This window comes from Shewanella sp. cp20 (assembly GCF_000832025.1).
Taxonomy (GTDB): domain Bacteria; phylum Pseudomonadota; class Gammaproteobacteria; order Enterobacterales; family Shewanellaceae; genus Shewanella.
The window spans coordinates 386,108-405,590 of record NZ_JPII01000017.1 but is presented as its reverse complement, the minus strand read 5'-3'; the positions used below and the strand labels follow the sequence as shown (position 1 = coordinate 405,590).

Annotated in this window: 14 protein-coding genes and 1 pseudogene; 3 read left to right on the top strand and 12 right to left on the bottom strand. The window is 55.6% G+C overall.

The genetic code is table 11. The features are described 5' to 3' along the window. Positions 1-163: 163 nt before the first annotated feature. The 5 genes from DB48_RS06400 to rssA all read right to left on the bottom strand — a co-directional run bounded on the left by DB48_RS06400 (position 164) and on the right by rssA (position 5,446). Positions 164-520: a YibL family ribosome-associated protein gene (locus DB48_RS06400; RefSeq protein ID WP_041509435.1), complete on the bottom strand. Its 357-nt coding sequence runs from the start codon at positions 518-520 to the stop codon at positions 164-166. A gap of 169 nt (positions 521-689) precedes the next feature. After that, complete coding sequence (nrdG, locus tag DB48_RS06395) at positions 690-1,166, bottom strand: anaerobic ribonucleoside-triphosphate reductase-activating protein (RefSeq protein WP_041509434.1); 477 nt, start codon at positions 1,164-1,166, stop codon at positions 690-692. Positions 1,167-1,286: 120 nt separating this feature from the next. After that, positions 1,287-3,404 carry an anaerobic ribonucleoside-triphosphate reductase gene (gene nrdD, locus DB48_RS06390; protein ID WP_041509433.1) on the bottom strand — a complete coding sequence of 706 codons (2,118 nt, stop codon included), beginning with the start codon at positions 3,402-3,404 and terminating at the stop codon, positions 1,287-1,289. Between the two features lie 250 nt (positions 3,405-3,654). After that, on the bottom strand, positions 3,655-4,350 hold the full coding sequence (locus DB48_RS06385) for a hypothetical protein (RefSeq protein ID WP_041509432.1): 696 nt from the start codon (positions 4,348-4,350) through the stop codon (positions 3,655-3,657). A gap of 148 nt (positions 4,351-4,498) precedes the next feature. Then, on the bottom strand, positions 4,499-5,446 hold the full coding sequence (rssA, locus tag DB48_RS06380) for a patatin-like phospholipase RssA (protein ID WP_041509431.1): 948 nt from the start codon (positions 5,444-5,446) through the stop codon (positions 4,499-4,501). Between the two features lie 216 nt (positions 5,447-5,662). On the opposite strand from rssA, the gene DB48_RS06375 reads away from it, so the two are divergent. The 3 genes from DB48_RS06375 (at position 5,663) to DB48_RS06365 (ending at position 8,342) form a co-directional block, all read left to right on the top strand. After that, entirely contained in the window at positions 5,663-7,006 is a 1,344-nt protein-coding gene (locus DB48_RS06375; protein ID WP_041509430.1) for a DEAD/DEAH box helicase, read from the top strand. 315 nt (positions 7,007-7,321) lie between these two features. Further along, positions 7,322-7,762, top strand: a complete 441-nt coding sequence (locus DB48_RS06370; protein WP_041509429.1) for a DUF3010 family protein — start codon at positions 7,322-7,324, stop codon at positions 7,760-7,762. Between the two features lie 76 nt (positions 7,763-7,838). Further along, entirely contained in the window at positions 7,839-8,342 is a 504-nt protein-coding gene (locus tag DB48_RS06365) for a YgjP-like metallopeptidase domain-containing protein (RefSeq protein ID WP_041509428.1), read from the top strand. Between the two features lie 111 nt (positions 8,343-8,453). On the opposite strand, the gene DB48_RS06360 is transcribed toward DB48_RS06365, so the two are convergent. From DB48_RS06360 to DB48_RS06330, 7 genes and pseudogenes are all read right to left on the bottom strand, one after another. Continuing rightward, positions 8,454-9,710, bottom strand: a complete 1,257-nt coding sequence (locus DB48_RS06360; protein ID WP_041509565.1) for a peptidoglycan DD-metalloendopeptidase family protein — start codon at positions 9,708-9,710, stop codon at positions 8,454-8,456. Positions 9,711-9,955: 245 nt separating this feature from the next. After that, positions 9,956-13,011, bottom strand: a pseudogene (locus DB48_RS06355) (SbcC/MukB-like Walker B domain-containing protein). After that, entirely contained in the window at positions 13,008-14,150 is a 1,143-nt protein-coding gene (locus tag DB48_RS06350) for an exonuclease SbcCD subunit D (RefSeq protein ID WP_041509427.1), read from the bottom strand. The pseudogene DB48_RS06355 and the gene DB48_RS06350 overlap by 4 nt, the downstream one beginning before the upstream one ends. A 340-nt stretch (positions 14,151-14,490) precedes the next feature. Then, positions 14,491-15,351, bottom strand: a complete 861-nt coding sequence (yghU, locus tag DB48_RS06345; protein ID WP_041509426.1) for a glutathione-dependent disulfide-bond oxidoreductase — start codon at positions 15,349-15,351, stop codon at positions 14,491-14,493. A gap of 235 nt (positions 15,352-15,586) precedes the next feature. Then, positions 15,587-15,910 (bottom strand): hypothetical protein, encoded by a 324-nt coding sequence (locus tag DB48_RS06340; RefSeq protein WP_041509425.1) that lies wholly within the window; start codon positions 15,908-15,910, stop codon positions 15,587-15,589. Between the two features lie 134 nt (positions 15,911-16,044). Beyond that, positions 16,045-17,064 (bottom strand): toxin-antitoxin system YwqK family antitoxin, encoded by a 1,020-nt coding sequence (locus DB48_RS06335; protein ID WP_041509424.1) that lies wholly within the window; start codon positions 17,062-17,064, stop codon positions 16,045-16,047. A gap of 87 nt (positions 17,065-17,151) precedes the next feature. After that, positions 17,152-19,470 carry a toxin-antitoxin system YwqK family antitoxin gene (locus DB48_RS06330; RefSeq protein WP_041509423.1) on the bottom strand — a complete coding sequence of 773 codons (2,319 nt, stop codon included), beginning with the start codon at positions 19,468-19,470 and terminating at the stop codon, positions 17,152-17,154. Between the last annotated feature and the right edge of the window lie 13 nt (positions 19,471-19,483).

Here is a 19,483-nt window from a genome sequence, read left to right as displayed (position 1 = left end):
GAGCATTCTATGTGTTTTTGCCTAACAGTGAAATACCCGAGTATTAAAATCGGATATTGCTTCACCGCAACCGCTTCGGCTTATTAGGATACGCTCTGAGCGGCGACAAGGCTATGAAGTCGCTCACGCCGCCATCAAAATCCTATATGCTTTATCCTCAGTCTTAAAAGGCCTTAGGTGCGTATCCTGTTACCTGAGTCAATCCCATCTGACGACCCAACGCCGTCATGGGATGCACGACTATCAACCCCTTCACCGAACGCTTGAGCTTACCCATATCGGCCTGCTCGGCCTTGGTCAGCGCACGGCTAAAGGCAAGTTCACTCAGCTCGGTGCCACGTTTGTTCAATTGGCGGCTCTGTTGCTGTTTGACATGGGTAATTTGCTTAGTTACCGCATTGATCTCTTGCTTAAATTGCAAAATCACCGCCTGATCGCCGCGCTTCTCCGCCGCATCTAATTTACGACGATACTTGTCAAGACGATCGTTCAACTGCTGTAACTCTTGCTTTAAATTCATTAACTTGCCTTAAAAATCTCGCGAATACACAAATGCCACTCGGTTAAAAATAGGCAGCATTTGCCAGTTTGGCGAACATTATACCACTAATGAGGAAGGTGCGAACAAGTCATCTGGCGCAGGCCGCGCCAGCGTCTTGGGGCCTGTTTATTCGTTTTTGGCGTAAAAATCAGCGCTGCTTTTGGGTGAGATAGTGGATCACCTGGTTGCTGCTGCCGCGAAACACCAGGCTAGGATCGGCTAAATCACGCTCAAACTTGCCATCCACCAGCACATCCACATAGGCGACAACGGCTTGTTGCGCCGGGCTGAGTTCATCAAGTCTATAGCCTGTCCATAACCAGATATCCTTACCCTTGCACTCCTGTCTGACTCTTCTCACCAGGGTGAGTATGGTGTCGAGGTTACCCGGATGCAGCGGGTCACCACCGGAGAGCGATAGGCCGCGACGTTTGATGCGGGTATCGTTGAGGTCCTCAATCACCTGCTCGAGCATCTGCTCATCGAACAGATGGCCCGAGTCGGGATGCCAGGTCGATTGGTTGTAACAGCCCCGGCACTGATGCTCGCAGCCCGAGACAAACAGAGTCGCCCTGGTGCCTGGGCCATTGACCACGTCGATGGGAAAATATTGATGATAATTCATGTGTCCCTCATGCAAAGATAGCAAGTGCCCCGGGGCGCCTTGCTATCTTCATCTTTTCTTTCACTTTCTATATTCTCTTTGCGCCAGCAGCCGAAACTTAGTGCTGCTTGGCTCAGCTCATTAGAGATGCTTCACCCGGCGTTTAACTTCTTCCTGCTTGCCATAGTTAAAGGGTCTGGCATCTGGGCTGCCCAGATAACCACACACGCGGCGGGTCACAGAAACCCGGCTCGGCTCATGGTTGCCACACTTAGGACAGGTAAAGCCTTTGCTGGTACAGCTAAACTCGCCGGTAAAGCCGCAGTCGTAACACTCATCAATCGGCGTATTGGTACCATAGTATGGCACCCGACTGTAACTATAGTCCCACACATCTTCCAGCGCCTCGATGTTGTGCTGCATGTTGGGGTATTCGCCATAGCAGATGAAGCCACCGCTGGTGAGCGCCGGATAGGGCTGCTCGAAATCCAGCTTATCGTAAGGATTCACCTTCTTCTCCACATCCAGGTGGAAGCTGTTGGTGTAATAGCCGCGGTCCGTTACGCCATCGATCACCCCAAAGGCCTCGGTATCCAGCTTGCAGAAGCGGCTGCACAGGTTCTCGCTCGGCGTGCTATAGAGGCTGAAGCCATAGCCAGACTCTTCGCGCCAGCGCACGGTAGCCGCCTTGAGATGCTCGATAATGGCAAGGGCCTTATCTCTGAGCGCCTCGCTGTCATACACATGGGTCTGGCTGCCATAGAGCGCATTGATGGTCTCATGCAGGCCGATATAACCCAGGGAGATAGAGGCGCGACCATTTTTAAAGATGCCGCTGATCTCATCGTCGGCGCGCAGACGCACGCCACAGGCGCCTTCCATGTATAGAATTGGCGCGACTCTCGCCTTCACCCCCTGTAGACGTTCGATACGAGTGTCTAGGGCGCGGCGAGCCACCGCCAGACGCTCATCAAGCAATTGATAGAAGCGGGTCTCGTCGCCCTGAGCCTCGATAGCGATCCGCGGCAGGTTCAGGCTCACGACACCCAGGTTGTTGCGCCCCTCGTGCACCAGCTCGCCTTCCTCCTCATAGGTGCCGAGGAAGCTGCGACAGCCCATTGGTGTCTTAAAAGAACCGGTAACCTTCTCGACCTGTTCGTAGTTGAGGATATCCGGGTACATGCGCATCGACGCGCACTTGAGCGCCATCTGCTTGATATCATAGTTGCAGTCGCCAACCTTATGGTTAATGCCGTCGCGAATGGCAAACACCAACTTAGGGAAGACGGCCGTCTTACGGTTCTTACCCAGGCCTGTCATGCGCACCTTCATCATAGATGACTGAATCAGGCGCGACTCCCAAGAGGTGCCCAGGCCGAAACCGAAGGTCACAAAAGGTGTCTGGCCATTGGCGGTGTGCAGGGTATTTACCTCATACTCCAGCGACTGGAAGGCGTCGTGACACTCCTTCTCCGTCTGCGCCGTGGCAAAGGCCTTGGCGTCTGTGATCCCCCAAGTCAGCGCGACCTGATAGTGCTTGTCGTAACTCTTGGCAACGAAAGGTGCCAGCACCTCATCGATACGGTTGATGGTGGTGCCGCCATAGATATGGCTAGCCACCTGGGCGATGATCTGCGCCGTCACTGCAGTGGCGGTGGAGATTGACTTGGGGGTTTCGATCTCGGCGTTACCCATCTTGAAGCCGTGGGTCAACATGCCGGCCAAGTCGATTAGCATGCAGTTAAACATGGGGAAGAAAGGCGCATAGTCGAGATCGTGATAATGGATCTCGCCCGACTCGTGGGCCGCCACCACATCTTTTGGCAGAATATGGCGTGTGGCATAGTGCTTGGCGACAATCCCCGCCAGTAGATCCCGCTGAGTCGGGATCACCTTAGAATCTTTGTTGGCGTTCTCGTTCAGCAGCGCGGCATTGCTCTGCTCCACCAGACCACGGATCTCGCGGTTGAGGCGACTGCTCAACTCACGATGGATATCCCTGTCATGGCGATACTCGATATAGACCCTGGCGAGTCGCTTGTAGGGGCCTTCCATCAACTGGTTTTCGACCGCATCTTGCAGGTCATGAATATCCACCTGCTCGAGCTCTGCCACCGTCTGGCGTACTTGTAGGGCCACCTCGGTGGCATAGGCAACATCATCAATACCTGCCGAACTTGCAGCGGCAATCACTGCATCCCGAATCCTTGTTTCGTCAAAAGGCGTGCGGTAACCATCCCGCTTAATAACCACTGGCATTGTTCAATATCTCCTCAAGTAACGGCCAAATTAACACCATATATAGTGTTAATATGGACGATGAACACAATATGTAGCGCATTAAGCTACAAGTTAGGCTCAAGTACCTTGATCCAGATCATTAATTTGCGGATGGATTTTTTTAACACAAGATTACTGCCAACTGAGCCACTTATCGTCAAAACTGGCCTTGACCCAGCCGGCAAAGGGAGCTAGATGCGGGATAAAAATGGGACAAACTGTGAATAAATTACGTAATTCTTTTAGATAGTGACAGATAACGCTGTAGTTGCCCGGAAGCCTGTTGCGAACTTCCTGAGGCAGACGCCAATTGCATGGTCGACTTGAGTCCCTGCCACATCGCCTTATCGTTCTGGGTCAGCCCGTGTTCCCCCTGAACAAACACCGCCAGTTGCGCCGACACCCGCGCCGCCTTCTGGTTCAGCCCCTGGCTATCGAGACTGTCCATCTGCTTTAGCACAGACTCGGCGTCATCGAGCATGGCGAGCATCACGCTGTCGGGCTTACTCTCCTTGAGCTGCGCTCGCTGGCTGGCAATAAAGTCAAGCAGCGAGGGCTTTGACGCATCCCCCCTTGGGATCTCAAAGCCGGCCTGGCCCAGGCGATTGAGCTGGTTTTCCGACAAGATGCCGTCCTGATGCAGACGCTGAATTAACTTAGGAATGTCGCCAAGACCAAATTGCCCCTTGGAAAAGAAATCTTTGGCCATCGCCTCTATCTTTTGCGCCCGCTGTGCTCGTGGCGAGAGAAACACCGCCTCCTGTGGGATCTCTGGTCCGCCAGCTTTTGCCTGGGTGTCCTGGTGGGACAGCGTCACCTTGTCGCTGGAAGATGAACTATCGACATCTGGGGTGTCTGTCTGGCCATAGGTGTTGGCGATCAGGTTGGCTTGTGACCCCGTAATGGCCTGGCTAATTGAATTCATTGTCAATTTTTCGACTGCTGCATGAAATATCCAGGCAAGCAGCAAAAACCAGGCCAGAGATAACCTAGGCTAGAGAAAACTCATGTTAGAAATAACTCAGGCCAGAGAAAACCCGCGTCACAGAAAACCCGGGGCACTTATCTAAAAATTAGTGACTCTCCAGCTCATCGACTCGAGCACGGATAATATGAGCCACCTGCTTCACCGCCTCATGCCCCGCCTCGATAGCCTCGCTGGCGCGGTGAAACTCCATGGTGCCTATCTCCATCACGTTAGGGGTGATCAGGATATCCGGCGGATCGCCCATCAGGCGTACTCGCTTGTGGCGCTGCTCCAGGATATCCATCGACTGCGACATCACAGCCAACATTCCGGGCTCGCTACGATTACCCAGGGAAAACTTATCGGTCAGCCCGCTGACATAGTCTCTTCCCCTTGCCAGGAGATCCATGAAGCCGCTCTCCAGCTCCTTCTCGGCTTTCACCAGCTCGGCTTCGCTGGCCTTCACATCGGAAGAGATGGCCACAGGTAACTGCTGTTGGCGCGTCTTCCTGTGTGCATTGAGATCCACGGCGATCACCAGATCGACCCCCATGGCACGACTCACAGACACGGGAACCGGATTGACCACGGCGCCGTCCACCAGCCAGCGGTCGCCGACTCGCGCCGGTGGTAAGATCCCCGGCATAGAGCAGGAGGCGCGCACCGCATGACGCAGATTGCCCTGCTTAAACCAGATCTCCTGCCCGGTATAGAGGTCGGTTGCCACCGCGGCGAAAGGCATCTGCATCTGCTCGATGTCCAGGTTGCCGATATGCTGCTGCATCACGTCAAACACCTTCTCGCCACCAATCAGTCCGCCCTTGCGCCAACTGAGATCCATCAGGCCTAGCACGTCCCAGCTGGAGAAGCTGCTGACCCAGGCCTCTAAATCCTCAAGATTATCCTGCGCATAGGCGGCGCCCACCACGGCGCCGATAGAGCAGCCTGCCACCTTATTGGGGAAAATCCCCATGCTCGCCAGCTCGTTTAGCACCCCGATATGGGCCCATCCCTTAGCCGCGCCACTCCCCAATGCAATGCCGATATTCGCCATCTTCTCTACTTCTCTCCCTGGGACGCGATCTGCCTTAACCACGCCGCGCCGTATGTTGTCTTTGTTTTCATCATAAGCCAAAGCGCGCTCGGGCACAGCCCGTGACACTAAAAATTAATCTCGACATTCGGCTGATAAATCGGTATCGCGCAAGTCATGGCTGAATCGCGCTTAGCGATGTATAATGCGCGCCTATCTATATTTTGGAGCACAGCATTGCAATTTTCAGATTTTTCACTCGATAAACGTCTACTGACCAGCCTTGAACACATGGGCATCGACACGCCGACCGAGATCCAAACGCAATCGATCCCCGTAGGCTTATCGGGAAGAGATCTCATGGCATCGTCTAAGACGGGCTCGGGCAAGACCCTCGCCTTCCTGTTGCCAGCAATGCAGCGCGTCATCGCCACCAAGGCCCTCAGCAAGCGCGACCCCAGGGTCTTGATTCTGCTGCCCACTCGAGAGCTGGCCACTCAGGTCTACAGTCAGCTGCGACTGCTTGTGGCTAACACCCAATATAAGGCGATCAAGATCCTCGGCGGGGAAAACTTTAACGACCAGGCCAAGGCGCTGGCCAAAGACCCTCACTTCGTGGTGGCCACACCCGGCCGCCTGGCGGATCATCTGGCCCAGCACCACCTGTTCCTCAACGGACTCGAACTGCTCATCTTGGATGAGGCCGACCGCATGCTGGATCTGGGCTTCGCCGAGCAGCTAAAGGCGATCAACCTGGCCGCCGATCACAAGCGTCGCCAGACCCTGATGTTCTCGGCCACACTGGATCACGGCCAGATCAACGAAATCGCCGCCGAGCTTCTCAAAGACCCCGAGCACGTGGCCATCGGCGCCTCTCACGTAGAGAACCAGGATATCACCCAAAAGATCTACCTGTGCGACAACCTCAGCCACAAGGAGCAGCTGCTCACCCGCCTGCTGCAGCTCGAGCCGCACAAGCAAGTGATCATCTTTACCGCTACCCGCGGCGATACCGACCGCCTGGCAACACTGCTGGCCGAGCAGGGCTTTAGCACCAGCTCCTTAAGCGGTGAACTGAAACAGGCGGCGCGCAACCAGATCATGGATCAGTTCAGCCGCGGTCAGCAGCAGATTTTGGTCACCACAGATGTGGCCTCTCGCGGCCTGGATCTGCTCAACGTCTCCTTGGTGATCAACTTCGACATGCCAAAATTTGCCGAAGAGTATATTCACCGAATCGGCCGCACCGGCCGCGCCGGCGCCAAGGGCGATGCTATCTCCCTGGTGGGACCGAAAGACTGGTTCAACTTCAAGCAGGTACAAAGCTTCCTGCAGAAACGTTTCGAATTTAGCGAGCTTGAGGAGTTAGCGCCTACCTTTAAGGGTCTAAAAGACAAGCCCAGCCAGGACAAGCGTCAGGGTAAGAGTCATGCAAAGCCTAAGGCCAAGACGACCAAGGCTAGCCGCAGCGACAAACCTAAACAGCAGCGAGATAAACGCTTTATCACCGGCGTCGATGTAGGAGATGCGCCTATGCTGCGCAAACCCAAGTCGAAACTGCAAGATACGCCGGAAGAGTAAGCATCAAGGACTGAACTAGTACACGTAAGCGAGTAGACATAGGCGAGTACAAATAAGCTATTACGAATAAGCGGCCACCTAAGGCCGCTTTTTAATGTCCTGAGCCGCTCACCATCACTTTCCCCCTAGAGCAGCTTCCCCTGACCAGCTCCCCCAGACCAACACTCCATGACGCTCCCTGCGGAAACGGCGCCAAGTCGCATGATTTAAACCGAGCAATAGGCAAGTGCGGCGATTTTCACGCAACAAGTAGTGCTCAATCGCAGCAATTAAGGTTACAATAGCGGCCATTGATTTTTTTATATTAGGGTTATCATGAGAGTTTGTGGCGTTGAATTAAAAGGTGGCGAAGCCATCATCTGTTTGTTGAGCTATGAGGGTGAGACCTTTAACATCCCTGATTGCCGTTCTCGCTCACTGACCATCTCTAATTCGGCCAGCACAGAGTCGATCAAAGAGTTCCACTTTGCCTTCAGCAAGCTGATGCAAGACTATAAGGTCGACGAAGTCGCCATCATAGAGCGCGAGCAGAAAGGCAAGCTGGCAGGCAGCGCCACCAGCTTCAAGATGGAAGCAGCCATTCAGCTTTGCGGCCTGCCGGTACACCTAGTCTCACCGGTCAACATCAAAGAGCAGCTCAAGCGCAATCCGCCCATGGTCGATTTCGACGGTCTGGACTTGAAGCGTTTCCAAAAGAGCGCCTTCGAAGTAGCCTACTGCTACCAAAACAAGTGCATCTTTACCAAGAAAGACTAAGCATCTTGCCGGGCCACTGCGCCCGGCTATCTCTTCGACCGCGACGTCAACGTCGCCAGCTAATCAGCACCTAGTTATGTCATCACTGCCCTATCTACAAGGCTATCGACCCGAACTCATCAGCCAGGTCAATGAACTCATCGAGACCAATCGACTGAGGACGGTGCTCGAGCGCCGTTACCCAGATAGCCACGCTATTCGCAGCGACAAGGCCCTGTATGACTACACCATGGCGCTGAAGAACCGCTACCTCAAGAAGTCATCGCCCCTAAGCAAGGTGATATTTGACGATAAGATCACCCTCAAGAAACAGGCGCTGGGGCTGCACAGCTATGTGGCCAAGAATCATGGTGGCAAGATCAAGTCGAAGAATGAAATCCGCATCGCCGCCAGGCTCAAGGAGGTTCCCGAGCCCCTGCTGCGCATGGTGGTGGTACACGAGCTGGCGCACCTTAAAGAGAAGGATCACAACAAGGCCTTCTATCAGCTGTGCTGCCATATGCAAGGCGACTATCATCAGCTGGAATTCGATCTGCGCCTATGGCTCACCATGCTAGATCTCGAGGCGCAAGAGGCCTAGCACTGACAGTGCATGAGGCTTAGCCTGACAGCTCAATAAAACTCGGCCATAAAAAAAACGCCACAAGATGTGGCGTTTTTTTATGGCAATCTTTTTATGTATGAACCGAGCTTAACTCTGACCCATCATCATCTGGCGCACCTTGACCAGCTGGGCAAACTCATTCATCTGCTTCTTCGACAGCTTACTCGCCATGGGGATATTTGCCTTCATGGGATCCACCGGACGACCATTGATATGAAACTCATAGTGCAGATGTGGCCCAGTGATACGGCCCGTCTTACCCGACAGGGCGATCACCTGTCCGCGGGACACACGTTGGCCCTTATGTACCAAGGCCTTAGAAAGATGCAGATAGCGGGTACGGTACTTGTTGCCATGATCGATCACCACATATTTACCCGCATATCTATGGTCGGTCACCAAAGAGACGATGCCATCACCAGGGGCTACCACCTTAGTGCCGACAGGCGTGGCGAAATCGGTACCATTATGGGGCGCGGTGCGACCCGTCACCGGATGGTGACGATGGCGGTTGAAACGCGAACTGATACGGTAATTTTTCTGTAGCGGAACACGCTGGAAGGCGCGCGCCAGGCTGCGGCCCTGATCGTCATAGAAGTTGCCATCGCTGTTTTGATAGGCGTTAATCTTGCTGCGTCCACGCTCAATGGTGACGGCTAAAATATCGCTGTTGCCCGTGACTTCCCCATCGATATATTGATCGCTCTTGAGCACCGAGAATCGGTCGCCTGCACGCAGATCCCGGGCAAAATTGAGCTTCTCTTTCAGCAGGGTCTCGATGCGTTGGATCTCGCCGGCATTGAGGCCGATACCTTGAGCCGACAGATAGAAGGAACCTTGGATCTCGCCGCTTAGGGCCCTGTCCTGCCAGATCCCGTCGATGTTGATCTCATCGACACTGAAACCACCCTCTTCGTAACGGCTAAACACCACCTGGCGCGCCGCATTGAAGTAAAGTTCGAGTTTCTCCAGCTGACCCGAGTCGTCGAGCCAGAAACGTATAATGTTGCCGGGCTTTAGGGTATCGAGAGCCAGGATATTGAGATCCGCCTCCAATACCTTGTACATGGTCTGCTGATCGACATTGGCCTCAACAAACAGGCCGCTTAGGGTATCGCCGGACACGATTGTCTTTACAAAATCCGCATGAGACACGGTTTCGACCGTTTCATCGCTCAGGTGCAGGTTAGTCACCAGAGATTCAATATCCAGCGCAACGGGAATGCGTTGTGGCAGCGCCTGTTTTTGGCTCGGCCACAACAGCGCCGCGCCCACAACCAGGCCCGCCGCCAATAAGATCTTCTTGTGAGGCGCGGGTAACGCCATGATACGGGATTGAGACATGCTCAAAAAAGAAATTTTACCTGCGCGCAACCTGTGCCTCATTTTTCATTATTATGCTTTTCATTAGACCCCAAAACCCCATAAAACATAGGGTCGATGCCAAGTTATATCAAAAATAACGGCATTTACAAACCGATCGACAACACAATTTAATGGAATATATAGAGGTTTTCGGCCGCCAAACAGACAAAAAAACTAAAAAGGCGCTGAAAAGCCAATCAATATCAGCACCTTCTTAATTTCGGTTAAGGTAAAACTAATTTAATTTCGCTGCCCTCGGCGCTCTTGTGGATATCGATGCGGCTAGTGATCTGCTCCTTCATCTCGGTGACATGGGAGATCACTCCCACCATGCGCCCGGCCGATTGCAGATCCATCAGGGTCCTGATGGCCAGCTCAAGAGAATCCTGATCCAGACTGCCGAACCCCTCGTCGATAAACAGGGTATCTAACTTGATACCACCGGCGTAGGCCTGCACCACATCCGACAAGCCAAGGGCCATAGACAAGGCCGCCATGAAGCTTTCGCCGCCGCTCAGAGTCGCCACAGATCGCACCTTGGCCGTGTAGGCATCTTCGACCTCAAGCTCCAGACCTGAGGCCTTATTGCCCTTGGCCCGCTCCTCCTTACGTAACAGGCGATAGCGCCCCTTACTCATCAGCTGCAACCTGTGACTGGCTTCTAGCAAGACATCGTCCAGCAGCACGGAAAGCACGAAGCGCTGTAGGCTGATCTTGTTACCCGTATTGCCGTTGGCCACATCGGCAAGGGTGCCGACCACGGCATATTGCTGCTCGAGCGCATCGGCCTTAAGGTCCAGCGCCTCGAGCTGCTCCTGAGTTTGACTGAGCTGCGCCGCCCTGGCACTCAGCTTCTGCCACTGCGCCAACGCCTGCTGCATCGCCTGCTGGGCGTCCATTTTCTGCTGCTCGAGGACGGCGATATCCGGCGCCTCACAGTCCGCTAACGCCTGGGTTAACTGAGACAGGTTGGCTTGATGTGTGATTAGCGCCTGCTCGAACGCCTTTATCTGGTTTGCCAGCTCGCTCTGCTCTGCCTCCGTCAGGCAAGCCTGCTCAAAGTCAGCAACACACTCAAACTCTGAGGTGTCGAGCGCCTGTTGGAAGCTCTGAGTCTCTTGCTGGGCAAGCGCTTTGATGTCCTCAAGACGACCGCTGGCCGCCTCCAGTGAAGCCTTGGTGGCGGCATTGTCTTGCTCCGCCTTGGCGTGCGCCGCCCTCACCGCTTGCTGACGTGACTTAAGCTCTGCGATGGTTTGAGTGAGCTCTGCAATGGCCGCGCCGACCGTCGCCGCATCGCTGAAGCCCTCGGGAATGGCCGCGCTTATCTGCTGATACTGTCCCTTGTCGCTGGCCAGCTGCTCGGCCAGCTTGGCGTAAATCGCACGTGTATCGTCCAACGCGGTTTGTAACTCACGTCCCTGGCGCTCACTGCTCTCAATCTGAGTATCTAACTGGGCAAGCGATGCCTGTGCCGCCTTGGCCCGTTCGAACGAATCGCCGAGATCTGCGAGTCGCGCCTGATGTTGCTCGAGCGACAGGCCGGCCGCCTCGCCCAGCTCCTGTGTAAGCTGATCCGCGCTCTGCTGCAGACTTTGCAGCGATTGCTTAAGCAGCTTAAAGTCACTGCGGGCCTGATGCAGCAGATTGAGCGCGTCGCTCTCTGCCTGCTTGGCGCTCGCCAGCGCCTCATCGCTTGGCAAGTCAAACTCGCCCTTGGCGGGCGCCGGGTGTTCCAGGCTTCCACAGACGGGGCAAGGCTCGCCCGGCGCTAACTCTGCCGCCAGGCGCGCCGCCTGACCGCGATGCCAGCTCAGCTCCAGGCGTTTGTGGGCATCGATCGCCTGCTTATGCTTTTCGGCCAACTCACTACCAGCGACCTTAGCCGCCGTTAACTTCTGCTCTAAGGCCGCTATTTCCTGCCCTTGCATCTGCCAACGCTCAAACACCTTGAACTGGGCGCGCGCATCGCTAAGCGCCTGCTGCAACACGAGCTGCGGCTCTGCCTCACGCTTAAGCGCCTCACGACGACTGGCCATCTCCTGGCGGGCCTGATTCAGCTGTTCCAGCTGCTCGGCGCTGCGCTTACCACTGGCCTCGGCCGCCTGCATCTTGGCCTGACCATCCGTAAGCTTCTGGCTCAGCTGGTTCAGCTGCTCAAGCTGAGGAGTCAAGGCCTCCAGCTGAGTCAGGCGCTGCTGCTGGCTCAATTGTTCCTGCTCAAGCTCACCCAGCCGCTCAAATGCCTGCCTGCTCTGCACTAATGCCTGCTCGGCACTCGCTTGGGCCTGCTGGCACATCTCTAGATGCCGGGTGGCGCTTTGTTGCTCGCCGAGGCGTGAGCGCATCGCCCGGTACAGGGGGCTCAGACTATTTGCCCGGCCCGCCGCCTGCAATCTCTGCTGCCACTGGGTCGCCTCGACCTGACGGGCCTTCAAGGCTTCACCCTCGCTCTGCAATTGCTGCAAGCGATTAAAATCGCCCTGTAACTTCAAGCCCTGGTCCAGATGCTGATTGGCCGCCAGCAGGCTCTGCTCGCTCTGCTGCTTTTGTGTCTGGGCAAGTGTCAGCTCGGGCGCGATACTCTCTAGCTCGTCCGCCAGCGCCTGGTCGCTCTCAAGCGAAGCGCCTTCCAGGATACCGCCGCGGCGATTACGCATCGCCTCGACGTCGCGTCGAATACCGGCCGCCTGCTGTTTGAGTCGCTCCTCTATGCAGCGGTAGATGTGGGTCTGAAACAGCTGGCTGAAGTCTTCTCTCTGGCCTTGGAGTCGGCCATCAAGAGCTCGCGAAACTTGCCCTGGGGCAGCACCATCACCTGACGGAACTGATCCACATCCAGGCCGGTTAACTGCTCTATCTGATGGGTGGCGTCAGACACCTTGGCCGCCACCAGCAGGGTCTCGCTGCCATCCGTGTCGAAGCGGCTCAGCTGAGCCTCGCTCTTTTGCAGCGTTACCCCGTCACCACTCTTCTTGGCTCTAGGCTGCTCGGGCACACGGCGAATCAGGTAACGGGTCGCCCCCAGTTCAAACTCGAAGCTGACCTGAGTGAGCCTTTGCTCATCGGCCATGTCGCAGCGCATCTGAGTGCCTTCGCGCTCATCCCCCGTGGTTTTGCCATAGAGGGCGAAACAGATGGCGTCGAGAATCGTCGTCTTACCCGCGCCAGTGGGGCCGTTGATCAGAAACAGCGGGTTGCTGCCAAGCGCGGCAAAATCTATGGTCTGCTCATCGGCGAAGGGGCCGAAGGCGGTCATGGTCAGTCGCAGTGGTCTCATCGCTCCGCCTCCCCTTTGTGTAGCTCATCCAGGGTCTGGGTGAGCAGCTCAAGCTGCGCCTCATTGAGCGGGTCGCCAGAGACCTGAGTGAAGAAATCTTTAAACATCTCAAGCTCACCCTTCTTTATATGGTCTGATGCGATGGCCAGCTGCTCGTTATTGGCCATCAGGCCGGTGCGCTCCAGATGTAGCACGTTGGGATAGACGCTCCTGAGCTTGCCCATGGCATCCAAGATGGCGTGCTTGTCGAGCAGGCGCACCATCAGATAATCTTCGCGGCCGGGATCTTTCACACCTTGCTTTAGCAAGTCATCGAGCGCCCCCTCTATGATGCGCACATCGCGAAGTGGGGAGAGTGGCAGCAGCGTCATGCTCGCCGGGCTGCCCGAATTCAGCTCCACCAGGGTCACTGACTTGTGCTGATGCTGCTCACTAAAGGAGTATTTGAGGATGGAGCCCGAATAGCGCACCTGCTCCGCCCCCTTGTATTGGGGACCGTGAAGATGACCGAGCGCCGTGTACGCGAAGGGCTGGAAATGTTTGGGCGAGATCTTGTCCGCCCCGCCGATACTCAGTGGCCGCTCCGAATCCGACTCGCTGCCGCCATCGAGGAAGCAGTGGCCTATCACCACCTTAGGCAATCCCTGACTATCGTGCTCGTGTACCTGCTTAAGCAGCTCGACCATCGCCGCCTCATGGCTGCTGGCCTCGCAATCGAGTATCTGCCTGACGGTGGCGGGCTCGGCATAGGGCAGCGGATAGAAGATGACGTCGCCACCCTCGCCGCTCAACCGTATGGGATATACCTGGGCGCCTAGCGGGCCTATGATATGCAGACCACTGGCCTGCATCTGACGCGCGGCAAATCCGAGGCGCTCATGGCCATCATGGTTACCGGCGATCATGATGACGCTGATCCCTAAGGCGATAAATTCGTTGAGCACCTCATCGAGCAGGGCCACCGCGTTGGCCGGCGGCACGGATCTATCATAGATATCACCGGCGACAATCAGGGCGTCGACCTCATGGGTCTTAGCCAGGGAGACTATCTGATCGAGTACATGGCGCTGGTCGTCGAGCAGGCTCTGGTTGTGCAGCTGACGGCCGATATGCCAGTCTGAGGTATGGATAAATTTCATCTTTTCTCGTTTAAAAATGAGGAGGATAGGAGCGAAGCCATTGCTGGCTATAGTAAGAAATGTCACCCCATTAGGCAATGCAGGCCTGTATCTGTATCACTTTTCTACCGCGTTATTGCTCGTTGTTCTAGTACATACACAGCAATCGCTCTTCCTTGTACAAAATCGATACAGAAAGCTGCAAAAATGAACGCGCAAGCTCAACAGGCCGTAGGACTCTGTTTACCGCAGATAGAAAAGATAAATAGATAAAGAGATAAAGAGATAAGAAGATAAAAAAGACCCACCTTAAGCGGTGGGTCTTTTCAGTATTGCTAACTCATATTATCAAGCGTGTGCGTTACTTGTCGGGCGTCATGGCCAGCACGGCGTCGATATCGGCGCCGCTGTGACGCTCGGCCAACAGCTCCCAAGGCTCTCCCCAGGTACGATTGACGATGCGGCCACGGCGCACCGCCTCCCGCGAGGCGATCTGCTCTGCCCAGCGCTTAAGATGCACGTAGCTATCGACATCGAGGAACTCGCCAGCATCATAGGCCTGACCCAGCACCAAGTTGCCATACCAGGGCCAGATAGCCATGTCGGCGATGCTGTACTCATCCCCGGCAATATAGGTGTTCTCGGCCAACTGCTTATCCAGCAGATCCAGCTGGCGCTTCACCTCCATGGAGAAACGGTTGATGGGGTATTCAAATTTTTCCGGCGCATAGGCATAGAAGTGACCGAAGCCGCCCCCCAGGTAAGGCGAAGAACCTTGTAGCCAGAAGAGCCAGTTGAGCACCTGAGTACGCTGCGGGCCACTCTCTGGTAGGAAGTGGCCAAATTTCTCCGCCAGATAGAGCAAGATGGCGCCCGACTCGAACACGTTCACCTCGGTCTCGCCCGAGGTGTCCAGCAAGGCGGGGAGCTTGGAGTTGGGGTTGACTGCCACGAAGCCGCTGGAGAACTGGTCGCCCTCACCTATCTGGATCAGATAAGCGTCATATTCGGCATCAGCGCCGAGGGCGAGTAACTCTTCGAGCATGATGGTGACCTTCTGGCCATTGGGGGTCGCCATAGAGTAGAGCTGCAAGCCATGCTCGCCTCGAGGCAGCTCGGCCTCATGTCGGGCACCCGCGGTGGGTCGATTGATACTGGCCCAGGTACCGCCATTTTCGCTGTCCATGGTCCACACTTTCGGGGGAGTATAGGTTTCTGACATACTGCTTCCTTTATCTTATTCATTTGCGCCCCTCACTCATTCTGACCTTGCCTGTGGGAGCCTGATAACTTCCCTATCTATCTCGGGGCGATTGAGTTCAATTTAAACCCTTGTGGGGTCAATTGGATAGAACCTTTGGCTATAGCGCCAAGAAAAAAGGCATGAAAGAAAACTGGCACTTAACCGCAGCAACCATGGCAAGGCGAGCGTAACGATATTATCGCCAAGGCAAGCGTCAGGCGGGGTCTGTATCAGACTCGCCGTTCTGCTTTGTCTGATACCTCTCCAAGATACCGCTGCGGGCCAGCCCCCTATGCACGTTACGGCACAGCTTGGCGAAACGACTCACCTCACCCAATAAGGGCTTTTCTCCCTGCTCGAGGGCGCTTTCCCAATAGCAGATCTCGCTGTCGACCAGCTCGAGTAACTTCTTAGGACAGCCGATACAAGACCCCTTGGGCCCACAGACGAAGGTCTCTGGCTCATTTAGCGGCATGGTCTGTTTGACCTCTTCGATCAGCTGCAGCATGGCGGTGGCGCTATCTGGCTTACGCGTCATGGGCTTCGATATCTCCCATCGAACCAAAGTAAAAGTGAGGCCGCTATATTACCTTTGCCTGAGATAACAAAGTAGGGTCTAGATCAAGGTAGGGCTTAGATCAAAGTAGGGCCCAGAACAACGTTGGGCCTAGATCAAAGCCGCTCGTGGTAAACCTGCTCATCCGTCTGATTAAAATAAAAGGCCTCTAGCCGTTTTCCCTTGCCATCAAATAGCTCACGTTTAACCAAGTTGCCCGAATCATCCAGGGTGTCTACCCGAGTATCCACCATGACGCCCTGTCGATAATGCTTGGCATTCATCAGCAGGCCATTACAGTGATACCACTCAAACCGCCCCTGTTCGCTACCCATCTGGTAGTGGGCGAGTTTCTCCAGTGCGCCGGAGGACTGACAGTAACTGCGCTGCTCACCATGGCGCACTATGAGCGGATCGAAGCCGTATTGCTGCTCAGACTGCAGGCGACCGTTTGACCAATAGGTCTGCTGCGCGGCCAGGTTCGCCGCCCTGTCATAGGTATAGCGGGTCTTTACCTTGCCGCTGGCATAGAAAGTAATTTCGCTCAGGCGCTTAAGATCCTTTTTACGAAACAGGGCGTCGCTGGCCAGGCTGCCGTCGGGGAAATAGCGACGCAGGCGCTCTCGCTGTTCGCCATCATGATAGAAGAGGTGTGTCCAGGGACGCCCCTGCTCATAGGTGATGGACTCGAGTATCTCATCGCCTTCCAGGCGCTGGTAACGCTCAATAATGCCTTGCTCATTAAACAGGGCTACCGCCTGAGTCTCACCGCCTCGATAGATAGCCTGACGTTTAGGCCGCTGGCTTTGCGCATAATAATCCAGCTGCTCCCCCTCTCTTACCCCCTGGTGATACCAGGCATGGGACAAGATCCGACTACCATTTGCCGAGAAGCTAAAGCCGTGGCGTTTGCCCTGATGGTACTGGGTGGCGCTGAAGAAGCCCTCCGGCTGGCCTGTGGTCTTGATGCCACTGAAGGGCTCGCCGCGATAGCCCTCCAGACAGTCCGTCTCGATCCAGATCCCGTAGACCTCTTGTCTGCTGCAGTCGATGGGCGACAGCGCCTGCTCATCTACGGGCAGCTGTGGCGCCTCGCTGCAACCGGGGATCAGGAGAATACCAAGCAAGAGCGTCACGGCTCGACCTAGCAAGCGTGCAGCGGCTCGACTTAGCAAGAGACCGGGACACATCTTATCTAACCCCCCGCATTTTCGACGCGCCACCTAGTGATGCTCCGTCTTGATCAGCTTGCCAAATTGATCATAGAAGGCCCAATCACCGGCCTCGCGGTCTGCAATGTAACTTCCTTCGCTGCGCAGCTCGCCGTTAGGCCAGTAGGCGCGCCACAACCCTTCCCTGCGTGAGCGCAGAAATGCCCCCTGCTCGGCCTGCTTGCCGTTAGCATGAAAATAGCTGGCCTCGCCTTCACGCTGACCGTCGAGCCAGAGCTCCTTGGCCTTAGGCTTGCCAGTTTGAAAATAGCTCAACTGCTCGCCGCTGAGCCTATCCTTTCGATAGTGGGCGCGCTCCTGCAGCTGACCATTGGGATAATACTTGGCATATTCCCCGTGGCGCTTACCGCTCTGATACTCGGCGCTTTCCGCCAACACGCCATCCTCAAACCAGCTTTGCCACAGGCCCTCCTGGCTGCCCTTGAGCATCTTGCCCTCGCGCTTGAGTTGACCATTGCTCGGATAATACTCGCTGAAGTGGCCACTGAGCTCTCCCGCCTGATACTGCTCGCTGCGATAACGCACCTGCTTGAAGCTGTAATATGCCCGCTCGCCCTCGAGTTTGTCCTCATGGTAGTGGCTGACACGATAGATGTTACCCTCGGGAATCGGCCCGAAGCTGGGGTCTTTCTCCTGGTAACGATATTCGGTCCACTTACCCACTTTACGATCTGCCTGGTAACTGCCGGTCACCCGGCGGCGGCCATTATCAAACTCGCGGTAAGGCCCGTTTAGCTTGCCCGCCTCGAAGGTCATCTCCCGACTGACCAAACCCTGGCGATATTGCCGCCAGGTTCCCTGTTTCTCGCCATTCTTGTACTCGCCCGCTTCATTAAGATCGCCATTGGCGTACCAGCGGGAAAACTCACCATCGAGCGGATAGCGGCTGCGCCCGGCCGGCTTATCCTTGCCGTAATGCAGCAGCTCTCTGGGTTTGCCCGTTTCATAGAAGGCCTCATACTTGCCCACCCATTGGCCCTCGATGCGTGTACCGCGCTCTTTAAGAGTACCGTCATCGAAGTAGCGCTCGGCCTCTCCGGTCTGGCGATTGTCCTGGTATTGATCCAGGCTGCGCAGATTGCCATTGTCGTAATAGGCCAAGAAGTCGCCATGACGTGCCCCCTGGCGCCACTGCTCTTGGCGTTGCAACCTGCCATTGCGGTAGCGCTCGAAGTTGCCATCTTTCAGGCCGAGATCATAGTCTTCTGTCTTGACCAGGTTACCGGCCGTGTCGAAGACTTGCTGCATTCCGTGTAAGGGGTACTGACCGTTATCGGCCAGAGTCTGCTCGTGGTAACGAATCACCTTCTTGGGCTTGCCGTCGTCAAAATAGGTCTTCTGCACGCCAGCCTGCAGCCCGGCTTTATAGTTAAGTTCGCTCACCAAAATGCCGGTGCGATTGCAATAGCGCTGAGGCCCGTCATGTTTGCCATCGAGGTAGTTTTCCTCCTCGAGCTTAACGCCCGTATCGCTGTAATGCGCCAAGGTGCCCTGGCGCAGCCCCTCACTGTACTGCCCCTTTAGCGACAACTGACCATTGGGATAATAGGTCAGGCTCTCACCATGGAGGCGACCAGCGGCGTAATACTCGTCGCGCTCGGGCGTACCATCATCATAGAAAGTCTGCCAGCGCCCCTGACGCTTGCCGTTGGCATCCAGTGTGCCTCGCTCTATCACCAGCCCCTCGCTGTTTTGTGCAAGATAGGGGCCGGACAACTGGTTGTTGGCATACTGCTGTCGCTGGGCCAGCACACCATTGCCATGATAGGTCTCCCAGATCCCGTGGCGCAGATTGTCGACATAGGTTTCTTTGGCCTGAAGCTTGCCGCTGGCAAAATAGCGCAGCACCTCAGTCTTCACCCCGGCCTCATAGACAGTCTTCTGATAGCGGTTACCCATGTCATCATATTGCACCCACTCACCGCTTGGCACGCCCTTGAGATAGAACTGCTCCTCACTCAGCTCGCCACTCGAACCAAACAACTGCCAGCGGCCCGATTGCAGGCCGCTCACATACTCGCCATCCAGCAGCTTTTGATTATTTGGCAAGAAGACCTGCCAGCGCCCATTGGGCACTCCTTGAGCAAACTCCCCCAGGGTATAGCCCTGATTATCGCGCACCAGGGTCACCTGACCGTTGAGCGCCATGCCAGTAGCCAAGTTGTAGTATGTGGCGATGCCCTCCTGCTGGCGGATCTCCACCATCAGGCTGGAAAGATTCTGACTCGCCGCCACGGGGCTGACGATAAAGCTAGCGACGCCTAGGCCAACGCCAGCCAGCAGGGCCGAATAAGCTCGATTAAACTGCATGTAAGCTTCCTTT

Bases quoted from the DNA above. Each gene is read 5' to 3' on its own strand.
- nrdD (WP_041509433.1), bottom strand. From the start codon at position 3,404: ATGCCAGTGGTTATTAAGCGGGATGGTTACCGCACGCCTTTTGACGAA.
- DB48_RS06385 (WP_041509432.1), bottom strand. From the start codon at position 4,350: ATGAATTCAATTAGCCAGGCCATTACGGGGTCACAAGCCAACCTGATC.
- DB48_RS06360 (WP_041509565.1), bottom strand. From the start codon at position 9,710: ATGTCTCAATCCCGTATCATGGCGTTACCCGCGCCTCACAAGAAGATC.
- DB48_RS06365 (WP_041509428.1), top strand. From the start codon at position 7,839: ATGTCATCACTGCCCTATCTACAAGGCTATCGACCCGAACTCATCAGC.
- rssA (WP_041509431.1), bottom strand. From the start codon at position 5,446: ATGGCGAATATCGGCATTGCATTGGGGAGTGGCGCGGCTAAGGGATGG.
- DB48_RS06370 (WP_041509429.1), top strand. From the start codon at position 7,322: ATGAGAGTTTGTGGCGTTGAATTAAAAGGTGGCGAAGCCATCATCTGT.
- yghU (WP_041509426.1), bottom strand. From the start codon at position 15,351: ATGTCAGAAACCTATACTCCCCCGAAAGTGTGGACCATGGACAGCGAA.
- DB48_RS06350 (WP_041509427.1), bottom strand. From the start codon at position 14,150: ATGAAATTTATCCATACCTCAGACTGGCATATCGGCCGTCAGCTGCAC.
- DB48_RS06340 (WP_041509425.1), bottom strand. From the start codon at position 15,910: ATGACGCGTAAGCCAGATAGCGCCACCGCCATGCTGCAGCTGATCGAA.
- DB48_RS06400 (WP_041509435.1), bottom strand. From the start codon at position 520: ATGAATTTAAAGCAAGAGTTACAGCAGTTGAACGATCGTCTTGACAAG.
- DB48_RS06330 (WP_041509423.1), bottom strand. From the start codon at position 19,470: ATGCAGTTTAATCGAGCTTATTCGGCCCTGCTGGCTGGCGTTGGCCTA.
- nrdG (WP_041509434.1), bottom strand. From the start codon at position 1,166: ATGAATTATCATCAATATTTTCCCATCGACGTGGTCAATGGCCCAGGC.